This is a genomic window from Halogeometricum sp. S3BR5-2 (assembly GCF_031624635.1).
In the GTDB taxonomy this organism is placed as follows: domain Archaea; phylum Halobacteriota; class Halobacteria; order Halobacteriales; family Haloferacaceae; genus Halogeometricum; species Halogeometricum luteum.
Map to the genome: position 1 here is coordinate 189,305 of NZ_JAMQOQ010000002.1, position 26,411 is coordinate 215,715.

The window sequence follows — 26,411 nt, forward strand, 5'->3', positions numbered from 1 at the left end:
AACGTTACCGTCCGGACGGCATAAGACCGTCGAATACCGCCGACGGCGCGGCCGGAGTCCCCGAACCGGACCCGGAGTAGACGAACGGACACCTATTATTGTATTAGGTGTTTGATGCTCATCCGTAGTATCAATTCTAGGCTTATCTGTTCAACGATTAGCTCTAAGTGCCGGGGTATTTCACAAATCATCGTGATTCGGATTTCGAGCGGTCGGCAAACCCGCTCTTTCGGTGGCGAATCGTCTACTCTCGGCGGGGGAGGTGGCGTCCGTGGCTAGACAGGTCTCGACGACGTGCATGCGCTGTGCGGTCGGGTGCGGGCACGTCCACCGCGAGGTCGAGTCGGGGACGGGAATCGAACGCGTCACCGGCGACCCCGCTCACCCGGTCTCGCAGGGTCTCGCGTGCGGCCGGGGCATCCGCGAGTCCGCGGAGCCGGAGGGAGAGTGGCTCACGCGACCGCTGGTCCGCCGCGACGACGAACTCGTGCCGACGACGTGGGAGAACGCCATGTGTCTCGTCGCGAGCGCCGTCTCCGACGCCGCCGCGGAGGACCCCGACGAGGTGGCCGTACTGGGAAGCGGCCAGCAGACGAACGAGGCGGCGTACGCCCTCGGGAAACTCGCGCGCGGCGGACTCGGCACGCGGATGTACGACGCGAACACGACGCTGTGTATGGCGTCGGCCGTCACCGCCTACTACCGCGCGTTCGGCAGCGACGCCCCGCCGCCGTCGTACGACGACATCCCCGAGGCGGAGTCGCACGTCGTCTGGGGGGCGAACCCGGCCGTCGCCCACCCCGTGATGTTCCGCTGGATAACCGACAGCGCGCAGGACGGCGACCTCGTCGTCGTCGACCCCGTCGAGACGAAGTCGGTGGCGCTGGCCGACGAACACGTCAGCCTCGACCCCGGCGGCGACCTCGCCCTCGCGCGGGCGGTGCTCCGCCGCCTCGTCGACACCGACCGGGTGGACGAGACGTTCCTCTCGGAGAACGTCGTCGGCTTCGACTCGCTCCGCGGGTCGCTGCCGACCGTCGAGGACGCCGCCGAGGCCGCGGGCGTCTCCGTCGAGACGGTCGAGCGACTGGCGACCGCATTCGAGTCGAAGACGCTCGTCTACTGGGGAATGGGGGTCAACCAGAGCGTCCGCGGGAGCGCCACCGCCGGCGCGTTGGTCGACCTCTGTCTCGCCTCCGGCAATCTCGGCCCCGGGTCCGGGCCGTTCTCCCTGACCGGACAGGCGAACTCGATGGGCACCCGCGTCTGCTCCTCGAAGGGGTCCTGGCCCGGTCACCGCGCCTTCGACGACCCCGAAGAGCGCGCGCACGTCGCCGACGAGTGGGACGTGCCGGTCGAGCGACTGCCCGACGACCCCGGTCCCGGCCCCGTCGACATCCTCCGCTCGGACCCGACGGTGCTGTGGACGATAGCGACCAACCCCGCCGCGGGCTACCCGAACGCCGAGGCCGTCCGTGACGCCTTGGAGGAGACGTTCCTCGTCGTGCAGGACGCCTTCCGAACCGAGACCGCCGAGCACGCCGACGTGGTGCTGCCGGCGGCGACGTGGGGCGAGACGGAGGGGACGGCGATGAACATGGAGCGGACCGTCTCGCGCGTCCGCGCGGCCACCGACCCGCCGACCGGGGTCCACACCGACCTCGACATCATCTGCGACGTGGCGCGCCGCGTCGTCCCCGGCCTCCTGCCCTCGCCGCCCGCGGATCCTTCGACCGTATTCGACGAGTTCCGACGGCTCACCGCCGGCACGAAGGCCGACTGCGCGGGCATCACCTACGACCGCCTCGACGCGGAGTACGCCGTCCGCTGGCCCGCGAAGGGACCGACGGACAGCACCGCCTACCGCTACCTGAACGACGACGGCTCGTGGTCGTTCGAGACGCCCTCGGGGCTGGCGCGCGTCTCGGCCCCCGCCTTCGACGCCCCGGCGCTCCCCGAGGAACCGGACGACGCGTACGACCTCGTCCTCACGACGGGCCGCGAGGAGGACGGCTACAACACGGGCGTCCGCTCCCGCGGCGGCGACCCCGAACCGCTCGTCGTCCGGGCCGCCCCGGAGACGCTGGAGGCGCACGCCGACGCCCTCGCCGTCGACGCGGACGCCGGCGGGACCGAGGGCGACGGTGCGGACGCCGGTGCCGACGCCGACGGCCCGGACGGCGAGGCGCCCGAGCGACGCACCCTGCTGGACACCCGCCGCGGTACCGTGCCGGCGGTCGTCGAGACCGACGAGACGGTGCCCGCCGGTCTGCTGTGGTGCTCCATCCACCACCCGGAGACGAACCGCCTCACCGTCGACGCCGTCGACCCGCACTCGAAGGAGGCGAACGTCAAGCAGTGCGCGGTCCGACTGCGCCACCCCTCGGCCCCCCGCCCCGAACCCTCCGCCGTCGCGGAGGCGAGCGACTGATGGCCCTCCGCGGTCCGTCCCGGCGACCGACGGATGACCGCTGACGTCCGCCGGACGGGGGTGATCCTCGCCGGCGGGCGCTCGACCCGGTTCGAGGGCGGCGACAAGGCGCTCGCACCCCTCGACGGCGAACCGCTCGTGCGCCACGTCGCGTCCGCGCTCGCTCCCGTGGTGGACGAACTGGTCGTCAACTGCCGCTCCGAACAGGCGGACGACCTGACCGAGGCCGTCGGTGACCTCTCGGTTCCGCTGGTGCTCGCGTTCGACCCCATCCGCGACCGCGGACCGCTGTTCGGCCTCCGAACCGCGCTCAGACACGCGAACGGGGCGTACGCCCTCGCCGCACCCTGCGACATGCCGTGGCTGTCGACCCCGCTCCTCGAACACCTCCTCTCGCAGGCGGTCGGCGCAACGGGGGCGGCGCTGGAGTGGGAGCGGTGCGTCCGGCCGTTTCCGATAGCCGTCCACGTCGGCTCCGGACTCGTCTCCTGCTCGGAACTGCTCCGGACGGGTCGCCGGGAGTTCGGCGCCTTCCTCTCCTCGCTCGGTCCGGTCGTCGTCGACGAACGGGTCGCCCGCGCCCACGGCGCGCCCGCCATCCTCCGGGACGTCGACGTCCGGTCTGACCTCCCCGACCCCCTCCGGCGGCCGGACCCCTCCGGCGTCGACCCCTGAACCCGGAACCCCGACCCGTAACCGGACGCCCCGCCGGCCGTGAAACTCCGCGCCCGTGTCTCCGAGTTCTGCCCCATTTATCACCACGGACGCCCGAGGAACGACCATGCCTCAGCCAGTCATCGCGGCCGCGCACCGCACCCCGTTCGGCAAGGCCGGCGGCGTCTTCGAGGACGTCCGCAGTGAGGACCTCTCCGTGACGCTCATCGACCACATTCTGGAGGAGACGGGCCTCGACGGCGAGGACGTGGACGACCTGATGTGGGGCGTCGCCCAGCAACGCGGCGAACAGGACAACAACGTCGCCCGCGTCATCGCCCTCCTCTCCGAACTCGGCGAGGGGACGCCCGCGACGAGCATCAACCGCTGGTGCGCCTCCTCGATGCAGGCCGTCATCTCCGCCTCCGACGCCATCGCCGCGGGCAACCGCGACTGCGTCCTCGCGGGCGGCGTCGAGAGCATGAGTCGCGTGCCGATGGACGGCGACTCCTACGAGCACCTCCACCCCGAACTGTCCGAGAAGTACAACGTCTTCCAACTCCAGATGGGGATGACCGCGGAGAAGGTGGCCGAGGAGTACGGCGTCTCGCGCGAACAGCAGGACGAGTACGCCGCGCGGAGCCACGAACGCGCCGCCGAGGCCGCCGACTCGGGCCGCTTCGACGACGAAATCGTGCCCGTCGAGACGGACGACGGCGTCGTCACCGACGACGAGGGCATCCGCCGGGACACCTCCGCGGAGGCGCTGGCGGGTCTCGACCCCGCGTTCACCGGCGACGGAACCGTCACGGCCGGTAACTCCTCGCAGATAACCGACGGCGCGGCGGCCGTCCTCGTCACTTCCCGCGAGTTCGCCGAGGAGCACGACTTGGATATCCTCGCCGAAACGGGCGCCAACGCCGTCGCCGGCGTCGACCCGACGGTGATGGGTATCGGTCCCGTCCCGGCGACGCGAAACCTCCTCGAACGCAACGGTCGGGACGTCGAGGACTACGGTCTCGTCGAACTGAACGAGGCGTTCGCCAGTCAGTGCGTCTACGCGCGCGACGAACTCGGCGTCGACCCCGAGAAGTACAACGTCAACGGCGGCGCCATCGCCCTCGGCCATCCCCTCGGCGCCTCGGGCGCCCGCCTGCCCGTGACGCTCATCCACGAGATGATAAAGCGCGACGAGGAGCGCGGACTCGCCACGCTGTGCGTCGGGTTCGGACAGGGCGCGGCCATCGAGTTCAGCCGGTAGTCGGCGACCTGACTCCGAGTTTTTGGTCCAGCTTTTGCGGACGAGCGTCGCGAGTCGGTAAAAAGTGGCAGGACGCCGCCACCGAGTTCAGCCGGTAGTCGGTGACTCGCGGTTCGACTCTCGGACGCCCGGACGGCCACGACGCTTTTTGAGCTCCCGTCCGGTGACCGACACGTCCATGAACAGCGACTGCTCACGTGACGTCGACAGCGACCGAACGCTCAGCCGTCGCCGCCTCCTCGCCGGCACCGCGGCGGCCGGGACGGCGGCGCTGACGCCCGCCTTCGCCGACTCGGCGGCGGCCCAGTCGGGCGACGACGAGGAGGCCGCGACGCCGTCCGCGGCGGTACAGAATACGGCGCCGACGTTCGGCAACTCCGATTACACCGGTCTGTTCGTTCAGGTGTCGGGGTACAACCGGGACGCCGACAGCCAGGGCGTCGGCAGTTGCGGGTTCGTCGAGAGCGAGGACAGCGTGACGGGCTACGACGCCGAGATGATAGACACCTACAACGACAACCACCAGTCCGAGTCCATCGTGCTGTTCGCGGTGACGCAGAACTCCATCCAACCCGGGAAACTGTTCGTGGTGAACCAACAGTCGTCCTGCGGCGGCGGGTACGTCGGCCTGCAACTCGAAGAGGTGGGCAGCAGCAGCATCGAGACGCCCGGTTCGACCGGGTCGGGGTCGGGTTCGGGGTCGGCGATTCCGGGGTTCGGCTTCCTCGCCGGTGCGCTCGGACTGGGGGCGGCGGGTGCGGCCGCCGCCCGGTCGGACGACTGAGGCGCGTTCTCTCTCGTTCTTCTCGTTCAGGCGTCGGGGTGGACGAACGCCATCGCCTCGCGGACGGCGTCGTGACCGCCGATGACGGTTATCCGGTCGCCGCGCTGGACGGTGTAGTCGGCGCTCGGAACGCTCGTCTCCCCGTCGCGGGCGACCAGCGCGATGAGACAGCCGTCCGGGAGTTCCGGACCGATGTCGCGGACGGTCCGCCCGACTATCTCCTCGGAGGTGACCTCTATCTCCTGGACGTCGCCCGAGCGGCCTATCTCGCTCATCCAGTTCATCAGCGCGGGCCGCTCGATGTAGTTGTCGATGGCGTGGGCCGTCGCCAGCACCGACGAGATGGTGCGCACGCCGAGTTCCTCGAAGGCGTCGACGTTGTTCGGGTTGTTCGCCCGGGCGATGATGGTCTCGGGGTCGAACTTCGAGTTCGCCAGTTGGGCGACCAGGAGGTTCACGTCGTCGTCGCCGGTGGCGGCGACGACTATCTTCGCGTTGCCCGCCCCCGCCGAGCGCAACACGTCGGTGTCGGTGCCGTCCCCCTGATGGACGGTGTGGCCCGCGTTGCGCGCGATCTGGATGATGTCCGGGTCGTGTTCGATGAGCACTACGTTCTCTCCGCGGTCTTCGAGGCGTTCGGCGAGCGTCCGGCCCACCTTACCGCCTCCGACGATGAGTACACGCATTGGGATGACGTCGAGGTATTCCGCTATCTGTCTCGCGAGGCCGCCCTCGAAGACGACGGTCACGAGGATGACGAGGAAGACGGTGCCGACGAGGGTGTCGGCGGCCTGCGTCAGGCCTTCCGCCCGCAGTTGGATGGCGAACAGCGTCGCCACGGACGCGGGGATGATACCCCGCGGGCCGACGAGGCTCATGAACCACTTCTCGCCCGTCGTGAACCGGTCGCCCCGCGTCGACAGGAACATGAGGAGGGGCCGGAGCACGAGGGCGACGACGGCGACGACGCCGAGGCCGCCGAGGCCCAGTCGGACGAGCGTCTCGAAGTCCAACAGCGCCGCCAAGGCGATGAAGACGAACGAGAGGACGATGAGCGTCACGTCGCCCTTGAACGCCGAGATGTCCTCCTCGTAGGGGATGTCGGCGTTGCCGAGGAGGACGCCGGCCGTGGCGACGGCGGCGATGCCCGCCTCGGTGGCGATGAAGTCGGCGGCGCCGTAGGCGACGAGCGCCCCCGCGAGGACGAGCAGACGCGCGTTCTGCGGGGCGTTGCCGGGCGAGAGATCCACGTACCGGAGCCCGTAGACCATCGCCGCGGCGACGACGGCGCCGACGACGACGCCGATGCCGAGGCGTTCGGCGAACAGCGTGAGGACCGCCCCCGGTTCGGTGACGTCCGCGACGATGGTCTCGAAGATGACGACGGCGAGGATGGCCGCCGTCACGTCGTTGACGATACCCTCCGTCTCCAACAGCGCCTCGACGCGGTCCCGCGCCGGGACGACCTCGAGGATGGGGGCGATGACCGTCGGTCCCGTGGCGACGAGCAACGCGCCGATGAGGAACGACACGGGCCACGGCGACCCGAGGAGGAAGTGTATCGCCGCGGCCGTCCCGAGGAGCGCTATCATCGCGCCGACGGTGATGACGCGAATTGTCGCCGCGGGCGCCTCCCTGAGCTTCTGGATGCGCAGGTGAAAGGCCCCCTCGAAGACGATGATGGCGACCGAGAGGCCGACGATGGCCGAGAGACCGCCGCCGAAGGAGTCGGGGTTGACGACGCCGAGCACCTCCGGTCCGAGCACGATGCCCGACGCGATGAGAAAGAGCACGCTCGGGATCTGGAAGCGGTCGGAGAGAATCTGCGAGACGACGCCGATGCCGATGATGGCCGCGACGATGTAGATGAGATTAGAACCCGCGGCCACTATGACTCCTCCATGTACGTCGGTGAAAGTAACGGACGCGCATAAAAGCACAGATTCGCGACTCTCTTTTCCGGGTAAAACCCGAACGAGCGCGCGGGAAATGGCGGGAAGCGGAGGCGGGTGGGGACGGGCGTCAGCGGTCGCCCCCCGCGGCGGCGTCCGCGTCGTAGAGCATCTCGATCTGATCGGCGTAGCGGTCGAGGATGTTGCGGCGCTTCTTCTTCATCGTCGGCGTCATCAGGTCGTTGTGCTCGGTGAACTCCTCGGGCACCAGCCGGAACTGCTTGATGCGTTCGTAGGGCTCGAAGCGCTCGTTCACCGCGTCGACCTCCGATTGAGTCCGGTCGCGGACCCGGTCGTCCCGGCACAGCGAGCGCAGGTCGTCCGGTAGGTCGTACCCCTCGCGGGCGGCCCACTCGCGGACGCCCTCGACGTTCGGCACGACGAGCGCCGAGACGAACTTGCGGCCGTCGCCGAGCACCATGCACTGCTCGACGACGTCGCTGGAGGCGAAGGCGTCCTCGATGGGGCCGGGAGCGACGTTCTTGCCCGTCGAGAGCACGAGAATCTGCTTGGCGCGTTCGCGGAAGGCGACGTAGCCGTCCGGCCGGAGCTCCACCACGTCGCCCGTGCGGAACCACCCCTCCTCGAACGCGGCCTCGGTCTCCTCCGGGCGGTTCCAGTAGCCCTCGGTGACGTTCGGTCCCTTCACGAGCAGTTCGCCCACCTCGCCGCCCGCCGCGCCCGTCACGTCGCCGACGACGGCGTCGTCCAGTTTCACGTCGACGTCGACCACCGGCGGGCCGATGGTTCCTACCTTCGGCTCCTCGGGCGGGTTGACGGTGATGACGGGCGACGTCTCGGTGAGGCCGTACCCCTCCAAGATGGGGAGTCCCATCCCGTGATACAGCGCGCACAGCTCCGGCGAGAGGCTGCCGCCGCCGCTGATGAAGAAGTCGATGCGACCGCCGAGCGCCTCCCGGACCTGCTCGAAGACGAGTCGGTCCGCCACCCGGTGTTTCGCCGTCAGGAGGACGCCGGGCGCGTCCGCCTCGTGGTACTCCCGGCCGACGTCGACGGCCCACTCGAAGATGCGCTTTTTCGCCCCCGACTCGCTCGCCTGCGTCCGAATCGCGTCGTACAGTTTCTCGTAGACGCGCGGGACGCTCGTCCCCGTCGTCGGTTCGACGAGTCGGAAGTCCTCGCGGAGGGTGTCGGGGCTCTCCGCGTAGGCGACGCAGGCGCCCGCCGCGAACATCATGAAGTGGCCGGCGAGACGCTCGAAGACGTGCGCCAGCGGCAGGAACGACAGCGTCGTCGACCCCGTCGAGATGACCGGCACGTCGTCGTCCTTGTCGGGTCGGGGGCCGAACCGCCTGTAGCACTGGTTCACGTTCGAGCGGAAGTTGCGGTGGGTGAGCTTCACGCCCTTCGGCCGCCCCGTCGTCCCGGAGGTGTAGATGAGCGAGGCGAGGTCGTCCGGGTCGGACCCGTCGACCCACGACTCGTACGCCCCCTCGTCGAACGCCGCCGCGCCCGCCTCGTGCAGTTCGCCGAGCGTGTAGACGTCCGGTCGGTCGCGGACGGCGCCGCCCATCCCGCTCCCGTCCGCGGGGTCGTCGAGGAGGACGATGAACTCCAAGTCGAGTTCGTCCTCGACGGCGAGGACGCGCCGGAGCAGGTCGGCGTTCTCTACGACGACGCCCGACGCCTCGGGGTCCGAGAGGAGGTACTCCACCTGCCGCTCCGAGGAGGAGGTGTAGACGGTGGTGACGACGCCGCCGGCCGCGAGAAGGGCGAAGTCGCACTGCGCCCACTCCATCCGGGTGTGCGAGAGCATCCCGACGCGCGTCCCGTCCCCGACGCCGAGTTCCCGGAAGCCGGCGGCGAGGTTCCGGACGATTCCGCGCATCTCGCCGTACGTCAGCGTCGCGAAGTCGCCGTCCGGCGCCGCGGGAACGACGCCCGCGTTCACGAGCGAGCGGCCGTAGATGCCGCCCTTGTACCGCTGAGCGGGTTCGCCGGCGTTCCGGGCCGCGCTGTCCTCGAACATCCGCGCCAGCGTCCCGTCGCCGACGACCTCGTCCTCGAAGGTCGCTTCGGAGTCCCGCCAGTTCATACAACAGTGTATTCGTTCACAATTTAAAAGAATATACCTTCGTGGCGCGGGGCGGGCGCTCGTCGCCGGCGGTGGCTGCTCTACTTCTGTTTCGCCTGATAGTCCAGATAGCCGAGGACGCCGCGCGCGTTCAGTTTCTCCTCCTCGCTCGCCTTCCGGTCGCCCCACACCTCGGCCATCTGCGTGTGTTCGGCGAAGTGTTCGACGACGGCGTCGTCGTCGCCGAGTTCCTCGCGCTTCTGCCGGATAGCCTCGACCCACTCCACGAGCGTCCGCTTGTACGACTCCATCAGCGCCTCGTCGTAGTCGGCGGGGCCGAAGTGGCCGAAGCAGAGCACCGCGGGTTCGATGTTCTCGATGGTCCGCACGTCCGCCAGGCACTTCTCCAAGTCGAACTGCGAGGGCGGAGACGTCTGCCTGACTTCCCCTTTCTGCGGGACGTAGATGCCCGCCGCGTCGCCGGTGAACAGCACGTCGTCGGCCGAATCGAGGAACATCGTCTGATGGGGGGCGTGCCCCGGCGCTTCGATCACCGACAGCGTTCGGTCGCCGAGGTCGATTTCGTCGCCGTCGCTCAGCGGTTCGACGCGGTCCTCGGGGACGGGTTTCGGTTCGACGTAGTACTCCCACTGCCGGCCGACGGCGGCCTTCGTCCCCTCCACCAACCGCTCGGGGTCGACGAGGTGCGGAACGCCGATTTCGTGTGTCAGCACCGTCGCGTTCGGGCACGCCTTGGCGAGGTAGCCCGCGCCGCCCGCGTGGTCGAGGTGGACGTGCGTCGGCAGGACGTACGCCACGTCCTCGCGGGCGATGTCGAGTTCGTCGAGGGCGTCGAGGAGGAACTCCCGGTTCGTCCCGATGCCGGTGTCGACGAACGCCGGTCGTTCGGCGTCGAGGATGTACACCGAGCCGTACCGCTCGGTGTCGTACATCCCGGTGTCGACGTAGTAGAGGTCCGCCGCGCCGGGCACCGCCGAAACGTCGCCGATTGCCATGGCGGATGGCCGACGCGCGCGATGAAAAGCGTTCGGCTCCTGGCTATCGGTCGGCTGTCGAGTCGGTTCCGAAACCGCGCTCGGAGACGAGAACACCCCGAAAGCCCCCGCGATGTCGACTCGGGGGCCTCGCTGCGGTCCTCGTCGCTCACTTCGCTCCGCTCGTTCGCGCCTGCGGTCCTTTCGTCGGCCGCCGTCGTCGACACCGCGGCCCGTTTCAGTCCCGCCCGCGCGGACGATTCGGCAGTCGTCGCGCATCCGGGCCACCCGAATCGGCGCTCCGTCGCCCGCGCCCCCCGCCGAGTGCCACGGATGCGACACGGTTTTTGCGCGTCCATCAGTAGCACTGCGCAATGATTAGCAGACAGTTCCTCCGCGAGAACCCGGAGACGGTTCGGGAGGCGCTCCGGAACAAGGGCATCGAGGACGTGGACTTAGACCGCGTCCTCGAAGTGGACGAGGAGTGGCGGTCGCTGAAACAGGAGGGCGACGACCTGCGGCACGAGCGCAACGAGACGTCCTCGAAGATAGGCGACCTGAAGGCCGCGGGAAAAGAAGAGGAGGCACAGGAGGCCATCGAGCGCTCCCAGGAGTTGAAATCGGAGTTGGGCGAGGTGGAGTCGCGCGCGGACGAACTCGAAGCCGAGTTGGAGGAGAAACTGCTCGAACTCCCGCAGATTCCCCACGAGGACGTGCCCGTCGGCGACGACGAGGACGACAACGTCGAGCGCCGCCGCGAGGGGTTCGACGACCTGCGCACGTTGCCCGACTCGGTGACTCCCCACTACGACATCGGCGAGGACCTGGACATCCTGGACTTCGAGCGCGGCGCGAAGGTGACCGGCGGCGGTTTCTACTTCGCGAAGGGCGACGGGGCGCGCCTCGAACACGCCCTCATTCAGTTCATGATGGACGTCCACCGCGAACAGGGCTACGTCGACGTCTTCCCCCCGATTCCGGTCAATTCGCGGTCGATGGTCGGCACCGGCCAGTTCCCGAAGTTCACCGACGACGCCTACCGCATCGGCGAGTCCAACGAGGAGGAGTGGGACGACGAGGACCTGTGGCTCCTCCCCACCGCGGAGGTGCCGGTGACGAACATGTACCGCGACGAGATTCTGCTCGACGACGACCTGCCGGTGAAACACCAGGCGTACACGCCGAACTTCCGGCGCGAGGCGGGCGAGCACGGCACCGAGACCAGAGGAATCGTCCGCGTCCACCAGTTCAACAAGGTGGAGATGGTCAACTTCGTCCGCCCGGAGGAGTCCTACGAGCGCTTCGACGAACTGCTGGACGACGCCGAGGAGGTGCTCCGCCGCCTCGGACTCCCCTACCGCATCCTGGAGATGTGCACGGGCGACCTCGGATTCACGCAGGCGAAGAAGTACGACATCGAGGTGTGGGCGCCCGGCGACGATATGGACGACGGACCCGAGGAGGGCGGCCGGTGGCTGGAGGTGTCGTCGGTGTCGAACTTCGAGGACTTCCAGGCGCGCCGCGCGGGCCTGCGCTACCGCCCGGAGCGACACGAGTCGGCGGAGTACCTCCACACGCTGAACGGGTCGGGCCTCGCCGTCCCGCGCGTCGTCGTCGCCATCCTGGAGTACTACCAGAACGACGACGGCACCGTCGAGGTGCCGGAGGCGCTCCGACCGTACATGGGCGGTCTGGAGACCATCGAGGGGCACGAACCGGTCGGCGAGTCGGCGGTCGGCGCGGGCAAGCGCGACTGATTCGGGCGAACGGGTATCCCCCCACGACCACCTACCCGTCCGTTTAACCGCGTATTTAGCCCGTAAAACGGCGGATATTCGGTTGTATCCGCGCTCAGCGCCGGTCCCCTATTTGACCCCTCGGCGGGTGGTGAAAACCACGATGAACGCGACTCGTCCCGCTTCGAGAGGTGGGCGCTGATGCCGACGACGGACGCGGGAGAGGAGAGACGCGAACGCGACTCGGTCCCCGCTCCCTCCCCCGCCCCCGACCGCGAGGCGGCGACCGAGACGACCGCACCCGACGACGACGCGGCGTGGCGCGCGGTCGGTCGCCACCGCTTCGACCGCTCGGACGAACTCGACGCGACGCTGACGACGGCGCTCGACTTCGACGGCCGACGACCGACGCGCGTCCGCGGCGTCGACACCGAGGAGGCCGAACGACTGCTCGCCTCGGCCCGCGAGGCGGGCGTCGAACTCGTCGTCCGGTTCTGTATCGACGACCGCCTGGTGCGCATCGACTCCGAGGGGGTCGTCGCGGTCAGAACGGACGACTGAATCGGGCCACCGTCACCCCTCGCGGGCGAACGTCTCGATACGCGTCACCCCGTCGTCGACGAGGGAGAACGCGTCCACGAACTCGAAGCGGACGCGCCCGTCGGCGCCGACGAGTCGGCCGCGGGCGACCCACTCCTCGGCGTCCGCGTCGACGCCGCGGTACACCGCCGTCACGTCGTGCGTCGTGTCCTTCTCGGGTCGGTCCTCGCGCATGAAGGAGACGAACGCCTCGCGGTCTGACAGCGTCCGGTCGGGCCGGTCGTGGACGAACTCGGGGGCGAGCAGCGACGCGAGTCGGTCGTAGTCGCCGGCGTCGATGGCTTCGTAGTAGCCGCGGACGACCGCCTCGCCGCCGCTCGGTCCGCCGTCGGTTTCGTCTCCGTCGGTCTCGCGTCCGGCGTCCGCGGGGTTCTGCCCGTCCATACGTCGTCCTCGGCCCCGAGACCCCTCGGTCCTTCGGTCGCGGGGCGCGGGGGGCGAGTCGGGCCCGTCCTGGCGGCCCGGCGGCGCGACGAACCGCTTTTGTCGGCGCGACCCCTCCCGGCGGACGTGACCGCGGACACGAAGACGGATTCGACCGAGTACGGGGTGCACGTCCGCTACGAGGGCGACGACGACCCGGAGAAGTGCACGGCCCGGAAGCTCTCGAAGTTCGACCTCGCGGAACTCCACCGCTCGGACCGGGCGACGCCGTACGGCGTCGTGCTCAACCCGCACGCCGAGCGCGCGCTCTCGCCGGCCGATTCGGGGGTAAAAAACGTCGTCGCCCTCGACTGCTCGTGGGAGTCGGCGGGCGAGGCGATGTTCTCCCTTCCGGGCGAGCACCGGGCGCTCCCCTACTTAGTCGCCGGCAACCCGGTCAACTTCGGGCGACCGATGCAGCTAACCACGGTGGAGGCTCTCGCCGCGGCGCTGTGCATCTTCGGCCGCGAGGACCGCGCCGAGGCCCTGCTCTCGAAGTTCACGTGGGGTCACACCTTCTTGGAACTGAACGAGGAACCCCTCCGGCGGTACGCCGACTGCGCGGACTCGGCGGAGGTAGTCGAGATTCAGCGGGAGTATCTGGAGCGCGGGGAGTCCGAGTAACTCCCCGGCGTCGCTCCCGTCCTCCTCAACGACCTTTCAGCCACGCGCCCACCGCGCCCGCTATCGCGCTGTCGACGGCGAACAGGAGGGTGACGAACAGGCCGACGACGAGGACGCCCGCGCCGCCGAGGAACGCCCCGAGGGGGCCGGCGGCCAGTCCGAGGACGCCGCCGAGGAGGCTCAGGAGGAGCGTGAGGACGATTCCGGAGATGGACCCCGCGAGGAGGCCGTTCCACGCGCCGTCGCCGAGGCTCCCGCCGGCGAGGTAGCCCGCGGCGAACCCGCCGACGAGGCCCGCGCCTATCTGTCCGAGCACCGGCACCGTGAGGCCGACGGCGCCCGCGACCAGTATCAGGAGGAAGCCGACACCGACGGCGCGCCAGTCCGTGTTCATGGGCTCGGGTAGACGTCTCGCGGCCAAAAGCCTCGCGTCCGCGGGTGACTCCCGGACCGATTCCGGTCGGTCGCCCGCCGCCGCGAGTGTCACGTACTGGCGCGCGAGCGCCGAACGGACGCGCTTTTACGGTTCGGACGAATAGTGGGTAGCATGATTTTCGAGTCCCTCCCGACGACGCCGCGGTCGGAGGAACTTCTCGACAAGGCGTTCTCGCGCGCGGCCCGGTCCGGCCGGGCGAAGTCCGGGTTGGAGGCCCAGGAGTCGATGCTCCAGACGGCCTCCTCCATCCTCTCGGACAACCTCGAGAACGTCGTCACCGAGTGGCCCGACTTCGGCACCGTCGACCCGTTCTACTACGAACTCGCCGACGCCATCGTGGACGTCGACCTGCTCCGACAGAGCCTCTCGGAGGTGACGTGGGCGAGCCGACAGATCGGCGAGATACGCCGCGAGTACCACTCGAAGATACGCAACTCCGACCCCGAGACGGCGCGGAAACACCGCAAGCAGGCGTTCGCCCGCATGGCGGACATCGTCGAGGAAATCGAAGGCGACCTGCTCCGCATCGGCGAGGCGCGCGACTCGCTGAAGGACCTGCCCGACATCCGCCCCGACGAACCGGCCATCGTCGTCGCCGGCTACCCGAACGTCGGCAAGTCGTCGTTCGTCAACCGCGTCACCCGCGCGTCGAACGAAATCGCGCGCTACCCGTTCACGACGAAGGGCGTCCAGATAGGCCACTTCGAGCGCGACCGGGTCCGCTATCAGATCATCGACACGCCCGGCCTCCTCGACCGACCCGAGGAGGACCGAAACGACATCGAGAAGCAGGCCGTCAGCGCCCTCGAACACCTCGCGGACGCCGTCCTGTTCGTCGTCGACGCCAGCGGCGCCTGCGGCTACCCGCTCGACGCGCAGGAGGAACTCCGCGACGCCGTCGAGGCGCGGTTCGCGGAGCGAGACGTGCCCGTGCTCACCGTCTGCAACAAGAGCGACCGCTCGAGGGACGCGGAGGCGGACTACTACATGAGCGTGGAGACGGACGAGGGCGTCGAGGACGTCCTCGATGCCGCCGTCGCCGCCGTCGACTGGACGCCCGACATCCCGCCGTCACGGCGGGAATGAGCGTCGTGTCGACCGAGTCACGGAGACGACCGCGGCTCTCAGAGCGGGTCCGTCCGGCATGAAGGGCCGATTTCCGTCACCCTCTGAGCGACTGCGAACGTGGGGCGAAGTCGTCGCTCTCTCGGGGTTCTGCGTCCTGTGGGCCGTCGTCATCCGCTGGGAGACGCTGCTCGCCCTGCCCGCGGAGGGCGTGGCGCTCCGGTCGCTCCGAGACGTCGCTCTCTTCGTTCTGCTCGTCACGTTCGCGTCGGCGGTGGTTCTCCGAGGGGAGAGTCTGGTGACCGAGTAAGAGAACCCGAACGCCGGTACGTCGGTTACTCGGCGTCGTAGGTGACGCTGACCGTCGCGGTCACCGTCACCGGGCCGGGTTCGAAGGAGGTGCTCCCGCCGGCCGAGTCGGCGCTCTCGTAGGCGACGCGGGTGTCGACGGGTTGGTAGCCGCCCGTCGTGGAGACGGAGCGGACGCCCGTGATGGAGAGGTCGGCCGCCTCGGCCAGCGTGTCGGCGTCGGTGCGGGCCGCGTCCATCGCGGCGTTCAAGGCCTCCTCGCGGAGGTCGGCGCGCGTCTCGTCGGTGAGCGTGAACGTGACCTGCTGGACCTCGCTGGCGCCGTTGCCGACGGCGACGTCTATCACCTCGCCCGCCTCGTCGGGGGCGACTTCGACGGTGTAGGCGTGGACGGCCTGGTAGCCGGTCATGTTGCGCTCCTGCCCGCTGTAGTCGTACTGCGGGCCGACGCGGAAGTAGGCGGTCGACACGGCGTCGTCGGGGACGCCGGCGTCGCGGAGCGCCTGTCGCATCCGCTCTGCGTCGTCGGCCACCTGTCCGCGGGCCTCGTCGGCCGAGGACGCCGTGGCGGTGACGGCGACGGTGACGACGGCGAGGTCGGCGTCCGCGGTCACTTCGCCGTTTCCGGAGACGCTGATGCTGCGGCCGGAGTCGGCCTCCGAGACCTGATTCGCGGAGCCGGTTCCGCCGACTTGCAGGGGTGCGAGACAGCCGGCCGTCAGGACGAGTGCGGCGACGGCGAACGGGAGAACGAACGCGTTGAATCTACGTTGCATACCTCTTACACGTCGGCTCGGAACATCAAGCCGACGTAGTCGCAAAGAACTCTTTCAGTCTCCTGAGGCGGTCTCGCTCTCGGGCGCTCAGGGGTCGTCGACGGCGATGTACCGCACCTCGACGGTCACGTCGCGGCTCCCGAGCGGTCCGAGCGGTTCGGGGGCGAGTTCGTCGATGACCGGGCGGATATCGTCGCCGAGGACCGGCGGATTACCGCCCGGAGGGTAGCCGACGGTGACCACGACCCGACTCGGCGTCTGGAACGGGAACCCCTCGTACTCGACGTTCATCGATACGAGCGAGGCGTCCTCCGGAAGTTCGCTCACGATGGCGCTCTGCGCGTCCTGCTCGAACGTGGTGGTGCGGTAGGTGCCGTAGCTGACGCCGACGAGGACCGACGACAGGAGGAGGAGGATGGCGCCGATAGTCGCCACCCGCGACACCGTCGCCGACCGCGCCTCGTCCTCGCGGAACCACAGTTGCGGACGGTAGCCCATCTGCCACAGCACCATCAGGGCGACGAAGTTGATGGAGAGGATGTTCACGAGGACCAGGACGAACGGCCCCAGCATCGCGACGGGGTGGCCCCACGCGAGGGCGACGCCGACGACGGCGATGGGCGGTACCAACGCCGCGGCGATCATGACGCCGACGAGGGCGGCCGAGACGCCCGACGAGATGGCCGCGGCGCCCGCGGCGCCCGCGCCGAGGGCGATGACGAGCGACAGCACGTCCGGCGCGAGTCGCTCGTGTACCTCCCCGAGTGCGAACACCTCCTCGGCCGTCATCGGGACGATGCCCAGCACGCGCAACAGCGTGGCGAAGACGGCGGCCGCCGCGATGGCGACGGCGACGCCGATGGCCTGCAGTTTTATTCCCTGCAGCGCCATCTCGCGGTCGTCGATGACCGTGCCGACGCTGGCCGACATCGCCGGACCGACGAGGGGGGCGATGACCATCGACCCGACGACGACGGCCGGCGAGTCGAGGAGGACGCCCGCGGTGGCGACCACCGCGCTCACGATGGTCATGAGGAGAAAGGAGGGGAACGGCGGCGCCAGCTCGTTGGCGTTGGCGGCGAGTTCCTCGCGGGCGATACGGTCGGAGTCCCCGTTCTCCTCCTCGTACTTCTCTTCGAGGTCCTGAAACCGCTTGGAGACGACCGTCTCGGCGTCCACGACCACGGTGTAAGCGTCGCGTTCGATGCCCACCTCGCGCAGTTCCTCCAGCACCGGTTCGACGGCCTGCGCCGGGAGCGGAAAGGAGACCAGCGCCGTGTAGCCGCGTCCGCTCGTCTCGTCGGAGACGGCGTAGTCGATGCCCTCCTCGTCCAACGTCTGCAGGATCGTGTCGCGCTTGCCGGTCGGCACCATCACCTGTACGAGTCGCACGGACGAACGTTCCGAGCGGCGTGCAAAAACCCCGTCGGCCTGCGACGGACGGTCTCGACGGTCCGCGCCGGGTTCATTGCCGACGCGCCGCTACGCGGGTTCGTGCACCGCACCGTCGACCGCCGGGCGTTCCTCGCCGCCGTCGCCGCCGCGAGCGGCGGTTGTCTCGACGGCGCTACGCCCGAACGCTCCGGTGCGACGTCCGCACGCTCGACGGGAGCGAGCGAGAACGGCGACGGCGCGAGCGAGGACGCGGACGCGACGTACCGGAACCCGGTGTTCGAGAAGGTGTTCGCGGACCCCACAGTCGTCGAGGCCGACGACGCCTTCTACGCCTACGCGACGTACCACCCGTGGGGCGGCGCGCGCGAGTCCTCGCGGCTGATTCCTATCGCCCGGTCGACCGACCTCGTGAACTGGTCGGACGCCGGCGCGGCGCTCGCGTCGATGCCCGACTGGCGGGACGCCGACGGGTTGGGGCTGTGGGCGCCGGACGTCGCCCGCTTCGACGGTCGGTACGTCCTCTACTACTCGTACGCGCGGTTCGGCGACCCCAACCCCGGCATCGGCGTCGCCGTCTCGCCGTCGCCGAGGGGACCGTTCGAGGACCGCGGCGAACTGCTCAGGAGCGACGGAATCGGCGTGCCGAACTCCATCGACCCCTGCCTCGTCCGCGAGGGCGGGACGTCGTTCCTGTTCTGGGGGAGCAAGCGGGGTATCTACGGCGTCCGCCTCGCGCGGGACGGCCTCTCGGTCGCGGACGACTCGGACCCGTTTCGGATAGCCGGCGACGGCGTCGAAGCGCCGTTCCTCGTGAAGCGGGACGGCCGCTACTACTTCTTCGGGTCGCGCGGCACCTGCTGCGCCGGCGCGGAGAGCACCTACCACGTCGTCGTCGGTCGGTCCGAGTCGCTCCGCGGACCGTATCGGAACCGGAAGGGGACGCCGCTGACGGAGGCGTCGGGGACGACCGTCCTCCGCGGCGACGACGCGTTCGCCGGCCCCGGCCACAACGCCGTCGTGCGCGACCACGCCGGCGACGATTGGCTCCTCTATCACGCCTACGAGCGCTCGAACCCGTGGACGGGGAACGGCGACGTCCCCCGACGCGTCCCCATGCTCGACCGACTGGACTGGCGCGACGGGTGGCCGCGGGTGCGGTCGGGAACGCCCTCGCGGACCGTGCCGGTTCCGCGCGCCGGCGGGAACTCCTCGGGCGCGAGTCGCTTCCGCTCCGAAACGCCGAGAGAATAAAACAGGGTCCGCTCGCTTCGGTCCGCCGGCGGCGCTTCAGTCGTCGTCCGATTCGGCCGGGTCGCCGGGACTCGGGGAGTCAGACGTGCGCTTCCGACTCGACCCCGTGAGGACGGTCTCCTCCTGCAGGAGCACGCGACCGTAGTTCGACCCGAAGTCCCGTATCAGCGAGAGCAGGGCGAGGAGGCAGACGAATGCGAACGGCGTGCCCGTGATTATCGCCGCCTGCTGGAGCGTGTTCGCACTCCCCGTGCCGCCGAGGATCATCAGTATCGCCGCGGTCAGTCCGAGGACGACGCCCCAGAAGATGCGGTTGATGGTCGACGGCCGCGCCTTGCCTCCGGTCGTCATCATCGAGACGGCGAGCGTCGAGGAGTCCGCCGAGGTGACGAAGAACGTCGTCACGAGGACGAGGAACATGTACATCAGAAGCGTGCCCACGGGGAACGTCATCGAAGCGCCGCCGATGTTCAGCGTGAACTGCAACGCCTCGAAGAGGATGAAGCCGGACACCTCCGCGCCCGCCTCGCCGGCGATGACCGCACCGAAGTCCGCGATGCCGTTGTGCTGCGCCCAGACCGCGGTGCCGCCGACGAAGGTGAACCACGGGATGGTCGCCGCCGACGTGGCGACGATGCCGGTGAACGCGACTTCGCGGACGGTGCGGCCCTTGGAGATGCGGGCGATGAACAGGCCCGCGAACGGCGACCACGAGAGCGCCCACGCCCAGTAGAACACCGTCCACGCGTTCATCCAGTTCGTGGCCTCCGGGTTCCCGGCCCCCATGGGTCCCGCCCCGGTGAAGAGGCTCATGGAGACGAAGTCCGTGACCATCCCGCCGAACGCCTGCGTACCGAGCAACAGTAGGAACAGCGTCGGGCCGACGAGGAACGTCGCCACCATGAGGACGACGAAGAGAATCATGTTGAAGTTCGAGAGCCGGCGGATGCCCTTGTCGACACCGAGCACCATCGACGTGGTGAACAGGAGCGTCATGAACGTCACCACGAGGAGGATGCCGAGGTTCCCCATGCTGATTCCCCACTGGTAGTCCAGTCCGGTGACGAACTGACTGCCGATGAAACCCAGAGAGGTCGCCACCCCGCCGATGGTCGCGAAGACGGCGAGGATGTCGACGACTTTCGCCGCCGTGCCGTCGAGGTTGTCCGCGCCGATGATTGGCGTCAGCGCCGAGGAGACGCGCAACGGGACGTTCTCGTAGTTGTACGCGAAGTAGCCGATGGCGATTCCCATGATGGTGAACACGGCCAGTTGGGGGAGCGCCCAGTGGAACATGGTCTGCTGGACGGCGATGGTCATCGCCTCCGCCGAACTCCCTTCGACGCCCCCGAACAGCGGCGAGGGGTTCGCGTAGTAGAAGAGCGCCTCGGTCGGCCCCCAGAACACCACGCCGGCCGCGAAGCCCGCGGAGTAGATCATCGAGAAGAAGGAGAAGAAGCTGTACTCCGGGGATTCGTCGCCGAGTTTGATCGCTCCCCACGGACCGACGATGAGGAACAGGAGGAAGACGACGACGAGGAACACGATGAGCAGGAGCGCCCAGTTGAACATCCCGAGCAGCGTGTCGTTCAGCGACGAGATGCCGCTCTCGACCGCATTCGGACTGACGAAGAACGCGACGATGACGCCCACCGTCAGCAACGCGCCGAACAGGAAGACGACGGGGTCTATCTCCTCGCGGAACTCCGCGAACCGCCCCTTCTCAGCGCCGCTCATGCCGTCTCACCTCCGGTACCGAGCGACGATGCGGTGTTCGAACGCGGTTCGACCCACCGTACCCCGTGGTGTGCGAACGCATGCCATTCTGTCACCAGAGAGTCGGATAAGTGTTTTTCACGGGTTCGGTCATGTCGGAAGGACGACCAATCGCCGCGCGGAGGCTCGGAGGGCGTTCGGGAGATACGATTCGACGAATACGGCGCTATTCGCCCCTCAGACGTTCCAGAATCGGTATCTCCGCCATCCGCTCGTCGGTCACCTCCTCCCACGCGATTCCCGAGGGTTTCCGCGCGGACGCCTCGGTCCGAACCGACCGCTCCGGCGTGAACACCCACTCGATAGGCACGTCCTGCGGCGTCGTCGGAATCGCCTCGTCGACGAACTGCGTCTCGTGGAGCGTCGTGACCGTGGTCGTCTCGTCGTCGACCAGTCCGAACTCTCGAAGGATGGCGAACTCCAGGTCGCTGTATCCCTCTCCCTTCCCGACTCGCGCGCCTTCCTCGTTCACCGCGACGCTCCCCGACACGATGAGGTCGACCGGTTCCATCTCGTCGGGTCCGACCGGCACGCCGACTTCCGACGACCCGCCGATGGTCGTCGCGTGGTCGACGTCCTCGACTTCGGTCGGATCCAATCGAAGGAAACACTTCTCGTCTCGCAGCCGAGGAACCGCCATGTAGATGGTCTTCCCCTGTCGAAGCGCCGCCCGCCGCACGGGAAGTTGCGGGGAGTCGGGGTTGGACTTGATCACGTCCGCGTTCTGCCACGCCTCGTTCGCCGCCAATCGCTCCGCCGCCTCGTCCGCGCCGTTGAAATTGGGGATTCTACCGTGCGGAGGATATGGAAAACGAGATTCCCCACTCTTCTCTAGTTCGTCCCAGATTCGCTCTCGAAGCTCCTGCTTCTCCATGCCACCGATTGCGGGGCCGCGTACTAGTACGTCTCTGGTCTCCGGCAGACGTTCCCCCCCCCCTCTCTGTCCCTCTCCCGCCTCTCGGAACCGGCGCCGTCGTCGAACGGGGAGTAGCCTTACAACTGCTTATTGCGAACACGGAACATGATCTCCGAAGGGTCGATCGGCGACGACGGGGCGACACCGCTCTCGGAGACGGCCGAGCGACTTGACGCCGCCGGCATCGCGGCGACGACGAGAGTCGCCGAGGACGCGAGTCCCTTAGAGGCGCTCCTCGACGCGGTTCCCGACCACGACGCCATCGTGATGGGCGAGCAGGCGCCCTCGCTCCGGTCGTTCCCGTTCGGAGACGTGACGGAACGCGTCGCGGCGGAGTCGGTCGGACCGGTGCTCGTGGTGCGGCGGCCACGGTCGGAGCTGGGGTCGCAGTCGGGGTGACGGGTCGCTCCGGCGCCGCGGACGGGTTCGCCCGACTCCGACGGACCGCAACGCCAGCGTTAACCCCCGCGACAGCGTGTCCTCGCACATGTTCGAAGACCGCCCGGACCGACAGGAGGTCGTCCTCGTCGGGCGCTCTAACGTCGGCAAGTCGACGCTGATGCGGGAACTGACGGGTCACTCGAAGTTCACGACGGGCAAGAAACCCGGCGTGACCCGGCAGCCGAACCACTTCGACTGGGCCGGCGACGACTTCATGTTCACCGACCTGCCGGGGTTCGGGTTCATGTCCGGCGTCGAGGAAGACCGCCGCGAGGAGATAAAGACCGACATCGTACAGTACATCGAGGGGAACGCCGACGACATCCTCGCGGGCGTCCTCGTCGTCGACGGCAAGAGCGTCGTCGACATCATCGACAGACACTCCGGCCCCGACGAGATACCGCACGACGTGGAGATGTTTCACTTCCTGCGCGAACTCGGAATCCCCGTCGTCGTCGCGGTGAACAAGATGGACAAAGTCGACGACAGGGACGAGCGCCTGAACGACCTCTGCGATCGACTCGGACTGATGCCGCCGTGGAAGCAGTGGTCGGACGTGGTCGCGCCCATCAGCGCGAAGCGGGGGAACCTCGACGCCCTCGAAGAGGCCTTGCGCACTCACTTCCACGAGCAGAAGCGCGACGACCTCCTGAAGTTCGTCAGCTGAGGGAGGAGACTCAGTTCCGCGCGGTCGACGCGTCCGCGGCGCCGACGCCGGCGACGGAGACGCGGACGGACGCCCCCGCCGGCGAGGGGTCGCACGTCGCCCTCGCGGACTCCCCGTCGGGGAGCGTCACCGTCGTCTCGACCGGCGCGCCGGTCTCGACGGCCTCGGCCACCGCCTCCGCGAGGGGGGAGTCGGTGTCCCACGGCAGGACGGACCACGCGGACGCACCGGCGTCGTCGTCGTCGATTCCGAGCGGTTCGCAGGCGGCGTTCGCGCCGGTCAGCGTCCCGCCGGCGTCGACGCCGAAAGCCGGGACGCCGAGGCGGCCGAGGACGGCTCCGAGTTCTTCGACTCCGTCGCGGTCCGAGCGCTCGCGGCCGACGCCGCAGACGGCGAACGGGTCGCCCGCCCCGTCGACGACGAGCAACCCGGTGAACTGGTACCGGCGACTGCCGCCCTCCTTTGTCCGGACCGACGCCTCGACGGTCGCCTCCTCGCCCGACGCGACCACGGCGTCGATGGCCGCGGCGACGCGCTCTCTGTCCGCCCCCTCGAAGAACTCCGTCGGGTGCATCTCGGCCACCTCCTCGTCGGAGTAGCCGGTCTGCGCCACCAGCGCGTCGTTCCAGCGGAGGAACCGCCCGTCGGTGTCGAACGCGTAGAGCGGGTCGTCCACGGCGTCGAAGGCGGCGTCGAGCAGTCGTCGGTCCCGCGCCGCCTCGCGCGCGACGCGCGCGCCGGTGATTGACTGGTCGACTCGCCGGGCGAGCACCTCGAACTGCTCGGTGCCCATCTCCTTTTTCAGGTAGTCCGTCGCGCCCGCGCGGAACGCCTCGCTCGCCACCTCCTCGGACCCCTTCCCGGTGAAGAGGATGAACGGGAGGTCCGGACGCTCCTCCCGGAGGCTCCGGAGGAGGTCGACGCCGTTCTCTCTGGTCATGTCGTAGTCGCTGACGACGCAGTCGACGTCGTCGCCGCGCGACGCCATGAACTCGCGCGCGTCGGCCGGCGACCCGGCGGTGTGCGTCCGCGCTTCCGGGAGGTGGCGGGCGACGAACGTCGCCGCCGCCTCCACGAACGCCGGGTCGTCGTCGACGAGCAGTACCCCTACGCCCTCGTCCGAACTCGGGTCGTGCTCGCTCACGCCTCCTCGCCGGGCCGCGAGCGTCTTAAAGCATCGCGACCATTTCTCGAAAACCGTTGTGTTTCACACTGTTTCGTTTTACGCCGCCGTTAACGGCCGTTCTCGGCGGTGAACCGTTACGAACGCACAGACGGCTCTCGGTCTCGTCGGGTGCCGGACGAAGTCCGTCTCGGAAGGGCGACTCGGGCGTTAACTGCCTCGTCACACGGGGCTCGGTGGGGGTAACCCTCGTCACTGTCGCCCGTCTCTCGCTAGCGGACCGCCGCATTTCACGCTTGCCATCGTCGCTCCCGCGGCCGACCCGCATCCGCGTTCGGGCCGGCGCCCTCCGTCGCCCACCGTCTGCCGCGCGCCGTCCCCCCGTCGCCCTCCGGTCACTCCCCGCTCCCGCCTCGCCCGTCCCACGCCGCGTGTTCGGCGTGCTCGGCGGCGACCCGGCGCGCGTCGTCGCCGTCGAGCAGTCCGTCCTCGGTGGCGAGGCCGTCCACGAGTCGGCCGGGCACCCGTTCGAACGTCGGCGCGAACACGTCCACGTCCTCCTCGCCGTCGTACACCGCCTCCGCCGGCGACGACTCGGTCACTACTCGCTCGTCGCCCGTCGGTCGGACCTTGTCGCGCGCGGCGACGACGTAGACGGGGACGCCCGCCTCCCGCGCGGCCAAGGCCAACCCCGTCGTCCCCGTCTTGTTGACGACGCTCCCGTCGGGGAGCACCGCGTCCGCGCCGACGACGACGGCGTCCGGGGCGACGCTCCCGTCCGCCAGCGCCGCCGGGAACGCCGCCTCGGTGGTCAGCGTCACCGCCGCCGCCGTCTCCTCGGCCATCGCCTCCGCGACGTCGACGCCCTCGCGTTCGGGACGGGACTCCGCGACGAGGACCGAGTCCGGGCCGAACTCGCGGAGGCACTCGCAGACGGTTCCCGACCGCGAGAGCGTCGCCACGCCCGTCGCGCCGGCGTCGCGGAGGCGGTCGACCAGCGTCGCGGAGGACGCCTCGTTCGCTGCGTGCGCCGCCGAGAGCGCCCGGACCGCGGCGGCGGCGACGGCTTCCGGGCGTCGCTCGGCCGTCGCGAGGACGCGGTTCACGCGGTTCGCGACGGCGGCCATGCTCGGGCGCGCGTCGCGGAGTTCGCGCCCCACCGCGGCGACCGACTCCCAGTCGTCGGCGTCGACGGCGGCGTCCCGTAGCACTTCCAGCGCCCGTGCGGATATCCACGCCGACCCGTTCGTCCGGTCCTCCCGCACGTCGTCGACGCGCGGCGCGACGCGGCGCCACGTCTCCCAGAGGCGGGGGACGGTCTCTCGGTCGCGTATCGCCGTCGGGTCGGCCCACTCCACCGCGGCGAGTTCCTCGTTCGGCCGCACCTCGCGGGTCGTCGACTCGAACAGGAAGGGGTGGACGACGAACGACCCCTCCTCGTCGTCGACGGCGAGCGTCTCGCCGATTCTGACGAGGCGGAGGCTCGTGCCACCGAATCCCGTCTCCTCGCGCAGTTCCCGCCGGGCGTCGAACTCGGCCTCCTCGTTGTCCTCCTCGACGTAGCCCGAGACGCCCGCCCAGCGGCCGGCGTACGTCTCGGCCCTGTCGCTGCGGCGGGTGAGAAGCACCTCACCGCGGTTTCTGACGAAGCAGGTGACGACGTGGTCCATGTCACACCCTACGTCCCTCGGGACAACGGTTTTTGGGTCGACGGGCGTACCTCCTCGCATGTCCGTGGACCTCGCCGTCGTCAGCGACACGCACGTCCCCTCACGCGAGGAGCGCATCCCGGAGTGGGTCGAAGAGCGCATCCGCGAGGCCGACCACGTCGTCCACGCGGGCGACTTCGACTCCGCGGAGGCGTACGACCGAGTGGTCGAACTCGCCGGCGGCGAGGCGAACCTCACGGCCGTCGTCGGCAACATCGACCCGCGCGGGTTCGACCTCCCCGAGACGGCGACGCTCGACGTCGAGGACGTGCGCTTCGTCGTCACCCACGGGTCCGGGTCGCTGGAGGGCTACCGCGAACGCGTCGTCGAGGCGGTCCGCGAGGCGGGCGGGTCGGACGCCGTCGGCATCTGCGGGCACACCCACGACGTGATGGACGAGTTCGTCGACGGCGTCCGCCTGCTCAACCCCGGGAGCGCGACGGGGGCCGAACCGGCCGCCGAGACGACGATGTACCGGCTGACCGTCGAGGGGTCGGACGTTTCCGTGACGCTGCATCACGGGTGAACTCGTCGGGCGGAACCCGTTCCGTGCGGGTTCAGCGGTTCAGATCCGTTGAATTCTCGGTCGTTGATAGTTCGCTGAGGTCGTGCTGCATAGAGGGCGCGAATCGGTCACTGGCACAGTGCTCAGTACGAGAGAACCGCTCGGTGCCGAGGCCTTACTGTGCGAATCGCTGTGACGTTCCGAAGAACCTGTAGACCCCGACGAATACACTCGCCAGTAGAAGACCCCCACCAGAGTTAACGAGCCAGCTTGAGATATGTAGCCACCCGAATCGGAGAGATTCTGGGGTTAGCAACCCGAAACAGAGTATGAATAGCCCCACCCAGAACAACTCATTGCGTCGGTAGAGGGATATGAGCAATTCCCGCATAGTGATTGTTATTTCTGGTTGACAATATACATTTCGCACACTGATACGCTTGCACACCAATTCGCCAGTTATCTATCGCCAGTTAAGGAAATGAGATACCTCCGCGTGCTGAATACACCCTCTGTCTCGGCTACGCCACTCCTGACAGTGTTTGGC

General features: G+C 69.0%; 24 protein-coding genes. 13 read left to right on the forward strand and 11 right to left on the reverse strand.

Annotation, left to right across the window (positions count from 1 at the left end):
• Positions 1-271 precede the first annotated feature (271 nt).
• The 4 genes from nasA to NDI79_RS07380 all read left to right on the forward strand — a co-directional run bounded on the left by nasA (position 272) and on the right by NDI79_RS07380 (position 5,130).
• Entirely contained in the window at positions 272-2,431 is a 2,160-nt protein-coding gene (gene nasA / locus NDI79_RS07365; protein ID WP_310927833.1) for an assimilatory nitrate reductase NasA, read from the forward strand.
• Between the two features lie 33 nt (positions 2,432-2,464).
• Positions 2,465-3,106, forward strand: a complete 642-nt coding sequence (locus tag NDI79_RS07370) for a molybdenum cofactor guanylyltransferase (RefSeq protein WP_310927834.1) — start codon at positions 2,465-2,467, stop codon at positions 3,104-3,106.
• 106 nt (positions 3,107-3,212) lie between these two features.
• Entirely contained in the window at positions 3,213-4,346 is a 1,134-nt protein-coding gene (locus NDI79_RS07375) for a thiolase family protein (RefSeq protein ID WP_310927835.1), read from the forward strand.
• Positions 4,347-4,524: 178 nt separating this feature from the next.
• Entirely contained in the window at positions 4,525-5,130 is a 606-nt protein-coding gene (locus NDI79_RS07380) for a hypothetical protein (protein ID WP_310927836.1), read from the forward strand.
• Between the two features lie 26 nt (positions 5,131-5,156).
• Here the strand turns inward: NDI79_RS07380 and NDI79_RS07385 are convergent, their stop codons facing one another.
• The 3 genes from NDI79_RS07385 to NDI79_RS07395 form a co-directional block, all read right to left on the reverse strand.
• Entirely contained in the window at positions 5,157-7,019 is a 1,863-nt protein-coding gene (locus NDI79_RS07385) for a cation:proton antiporter domain-containing protein (protein ID WP_310927837.1), read from the reverse strand.
• 133 nt (positions 7,020-7,152) lie between these two features.
• Positions 7,153-9,138 carry an AMP-dependent synthetase/ligase gene (locus tag NDI79_RS07390; RefSeq protein ID WP_310927838.1) on the reverse strand — a complete coding sequence of 662 codons (1,986 nt, stop codon included), beginning with the start codon at positions 9,136-9,138 and terminating at the stop codon, positions 7,153-7,155.
• Between the two features lie 80 nt (positions 9,139-9,218).
• Entirely contained in the window at positions 9,219-10,133 is a 915-nt protein-coding gene (locus tag NDI79_RS07395; protein ID WP_310927839.1) for an MBL fold metallo-hydrolase, read from the reverse strand.
• A 353-nt stretch (positions 10,134-10,486) separates the two neighbouring features.
• Between NDI79_RS07395 and serS the strand changes: the two genes are divergently transcribed.
• Together serS and NDI79_RS07405 are read left to right on the forward strand one after the other, a co-directional pair.
• On the forward strand, positions 10,487-11,869 hold the full coding sequence (serS, locus tag NDI79_RS07400) for a serine--tRNA ligase (protein ID WP_310927840.1): 1,383 nt from the start codon (positions 10,487-10,489) through the stop codon (positions 11,867-11,869).
• Positions 11,870-12,049: 180 nt separating this feature from the next.
• Positions 12,050-12,409 (forward strand): hypothetical protein, encoded by a 360-nt coding sequence (locus NDI79_RS07405; protein ID WP_310927841.1) that lies wholly within the window; start codon positions 12,050-12,052, stop codon positions 12,407-12,409.
• Between the two features lie 12 nt (positions 12,410-12,421).
• On the opposite strand, the gene NDI79_RS07410 is transcribed toward NDI79_RS07405, so the two are convergent.
• Positions 12,422-12,832: a nuclear transport factor 2 family protein gene (locus NDI79_RS07410; RefSeq protein WP_310927843.1), complete on the reverse strand. Its 411-nt coding sequence runs from the start codon at positions 12,830-12,832 to the stop codon at positions 12,422-12,424.
• A 126-nt stretch (positions 12,833-12,958) separates the two neighbouring features.
• On the opposite strand from NDI79_RS07410, the gene NDI79_RS07415 reads away from it, so the two are divergent.
• The gene (locus tag NDI79_RS07415; RefSeq protein WP_310927844.1) at positions 12,959-13,495 is read left to right on the forward strand and encodes a DUF367 family protein; all 537 of its coding nucleotides are present in this window, start codon (positions 12,959-12,961) and stop codon (positions 13,493-13,495) included.
• A gap of 25 nt (positions 13,496-13,520) precedes the next feature.
• Here the strand turns inward: NDI79_RS07415 and NDI79_RS07420 are convergent, their stop codons facing one another.
• Positions 13,521-13,889, reverse strand: coding sequence for a DUF5518 domain-containing protein (locus NDI79_RS07420; RefSeq protein WP_310927845.1), 369 nt, complete (start codon positions 13,887-13,889; stop codon positions 13,521-13,523).
• A gap of 153 nt (positions 13,890-14,042) precedes the next feature.
• Here NDI79_RS07420 and NDI79_RS07425 point away from each other — a divergent pair, with 153 nt between their 5' ends.
• Positions 14,043-15,017: an NOG1 family protein gene (locus NDI79_RS07425; RefSeq protein ID WP_310927846.1), complete on the forward strand. Its 975-nt coding sequence runs from the start codon at positions 14,043-14,045 to the stop codon at positions 15,015-15,017.
• A gap of 58 nt (positions 15,018-15,075) precedes the next feature.
• Positions 15,076-15,306 (forward strand): hypothetical protein, encoded by a 231-nt coding sequence (locus NDI79_RS07430; protein WP_310927847.1) that lies wholly within the window; start codon positions 15,076-15,078, stop codon positions 15,304-15,306.
• A gap of 25 nt (positions 15,307-15,331) precedes the next feature.
• On the opposite strand, the gene NDI79_RS07435 is transcribed toward NDI79_RS07430, so the two are convergent.
• A complete protein-coding gene (locus NDI79_RS07435; protein WP_310927848.1) occupies positions 15,332-16,081 on the reverse strand; it encodes an SIMPL domain-containing protein in 750 nt (249 codons plus the stop codon).
• Between the two features lie 87 nt (positions 16,082-16,168).
• A complete protein-coding gene (locus NDI79_RS07440) occupies positions 16,169-17,473 on the reverse strand; it encodes a TIGR00341 family protein (protein ID WP_310927849.1) in 1,305 nt (434 codons plus the stop codon).
• Between the two features lie 102 nt (positions 17,474-17,575).
• On the opposite strand from NDI79_RS07440, the gene NDI79_RS07445 reads away from it, so the two are divergent.
• Positions 17,576-18,727 (forward strand): family 43 glycosylhydrolase, encoded by a 1,152-nt coding sequence (locus NDI79_RS07445; RefSeq protein ID WP_310927850.1) that lies wholly within the window; start codon positions 17,576-17,578, stop codon positions 18,725-18,727.
• Between the two features lie 36 nt (positions 18,728-18,763).
• On the opposite strand, the gene NDI79_RS07450 is transcribed toward NDI79_RS07445, so the two are convergent.
• Positions 18,764-20,464, reverse strand: coding sequence for a BCCT family transporter (locus NDI79_RS07450; RefSeq protein ID WP_310927851.1), 1,701 nt, complete (start codon positions 20,462-20,464; stop codon positions 18,764-18,766).
• A gap of 205 nt (positions 20,465-20,669) precedes the next feature.
• Positions 20,670-21,377 (reverse strand): 5-formyltetrahydrofolate cyclo-ligase, encoded by a 708-nt coding sequence (locus NDI79_RS07455; RefSeq protein ID WP_310927852.1) that lies wholly within the window; start codon positions 21,375-21,377, stop codon positions 20,670-20,672.
• A 147-nt stretch (positions 21,378-21,524) separates the two neighbouring features.
• Here NDI79_RS07455 and NDI79_RS07460 point away from each other — a divergent pair, with 147 nt between their 5' ends.
• Both NDI79_RS07460 and engB read left to right on the forward strand, forming a co-directional pair.
• Positions 21,525-21,818: a universal stress protein gene (locus NDI79_RS07460; protein ID WP_425499586.1), complete on the forward strand. Its 294-nt coding sequence runs from the start codon at positions 21,525-21,527 to the stop codon at positions 21,816-21,818.
• An 88-nt stretch (positions 21,819-21,906) separates the two neighbouring features.
• Entirely contained in the window at positions 21,907-22,527 is a 621-nt protein-coding gene (engB, locus tag NDI79_RS07465; protein WP_310927853.1) for a GTP-binding protein EngB, read from the forward strand.
• A 10-nt stretch (positions 22,528-22,537) separates the two neighbouring features.
• Here engB and NDI79_RS07470 read toward each other — a convergent pair whose 3' ends face one another.
• Together NDI79_RS07470 and NDI79_RS07475 are read right to left on the reverse strand one after the other, a co-directional pair.
• Positions 22,538-23,671, reverse strand: coding sequence for a PAS domain-containing response regulator (locus tag NDI79_RS07470; RefSeq protein ID WP_310927854.1), 1,134 nt, complete (start codon positions 23,669-23,671; stop codon positions 22,538-22,540).
• 374 nt (positions 23,672-24,045) lie between these two features.
• Positions 24,046-25,320, reverse strand: a complete 1,275-nt coding sequence (locus NDI79_RS07475; RefSeq protein WP_310927855.1) for an eIF2B alpha/beta/delta subunit family protein — start codon at positions 25,318-25,320, stop codon at positions 24,046-24,048.
• A 58-nt stretch (positions 25,321-25,378) separates the two neighbouring features.
• Here NDI79_RS07475 and NDI79_RS07480 point away from each other — a divergent pair, with 58 nt between their 5' ends.
• Complete coding sequence (locus NDI79_RS07480) at positions 25,379-25,885, forward strand: metallophosphoesterase family protein (RefSeq protein ID WP_310927856.1); 507 nt, start codon at positions 25,379-25,381, stop codon at positions 25,883-25,885.
• Positions 25,886-26,411: the final 526 nt, after the last annotated feature.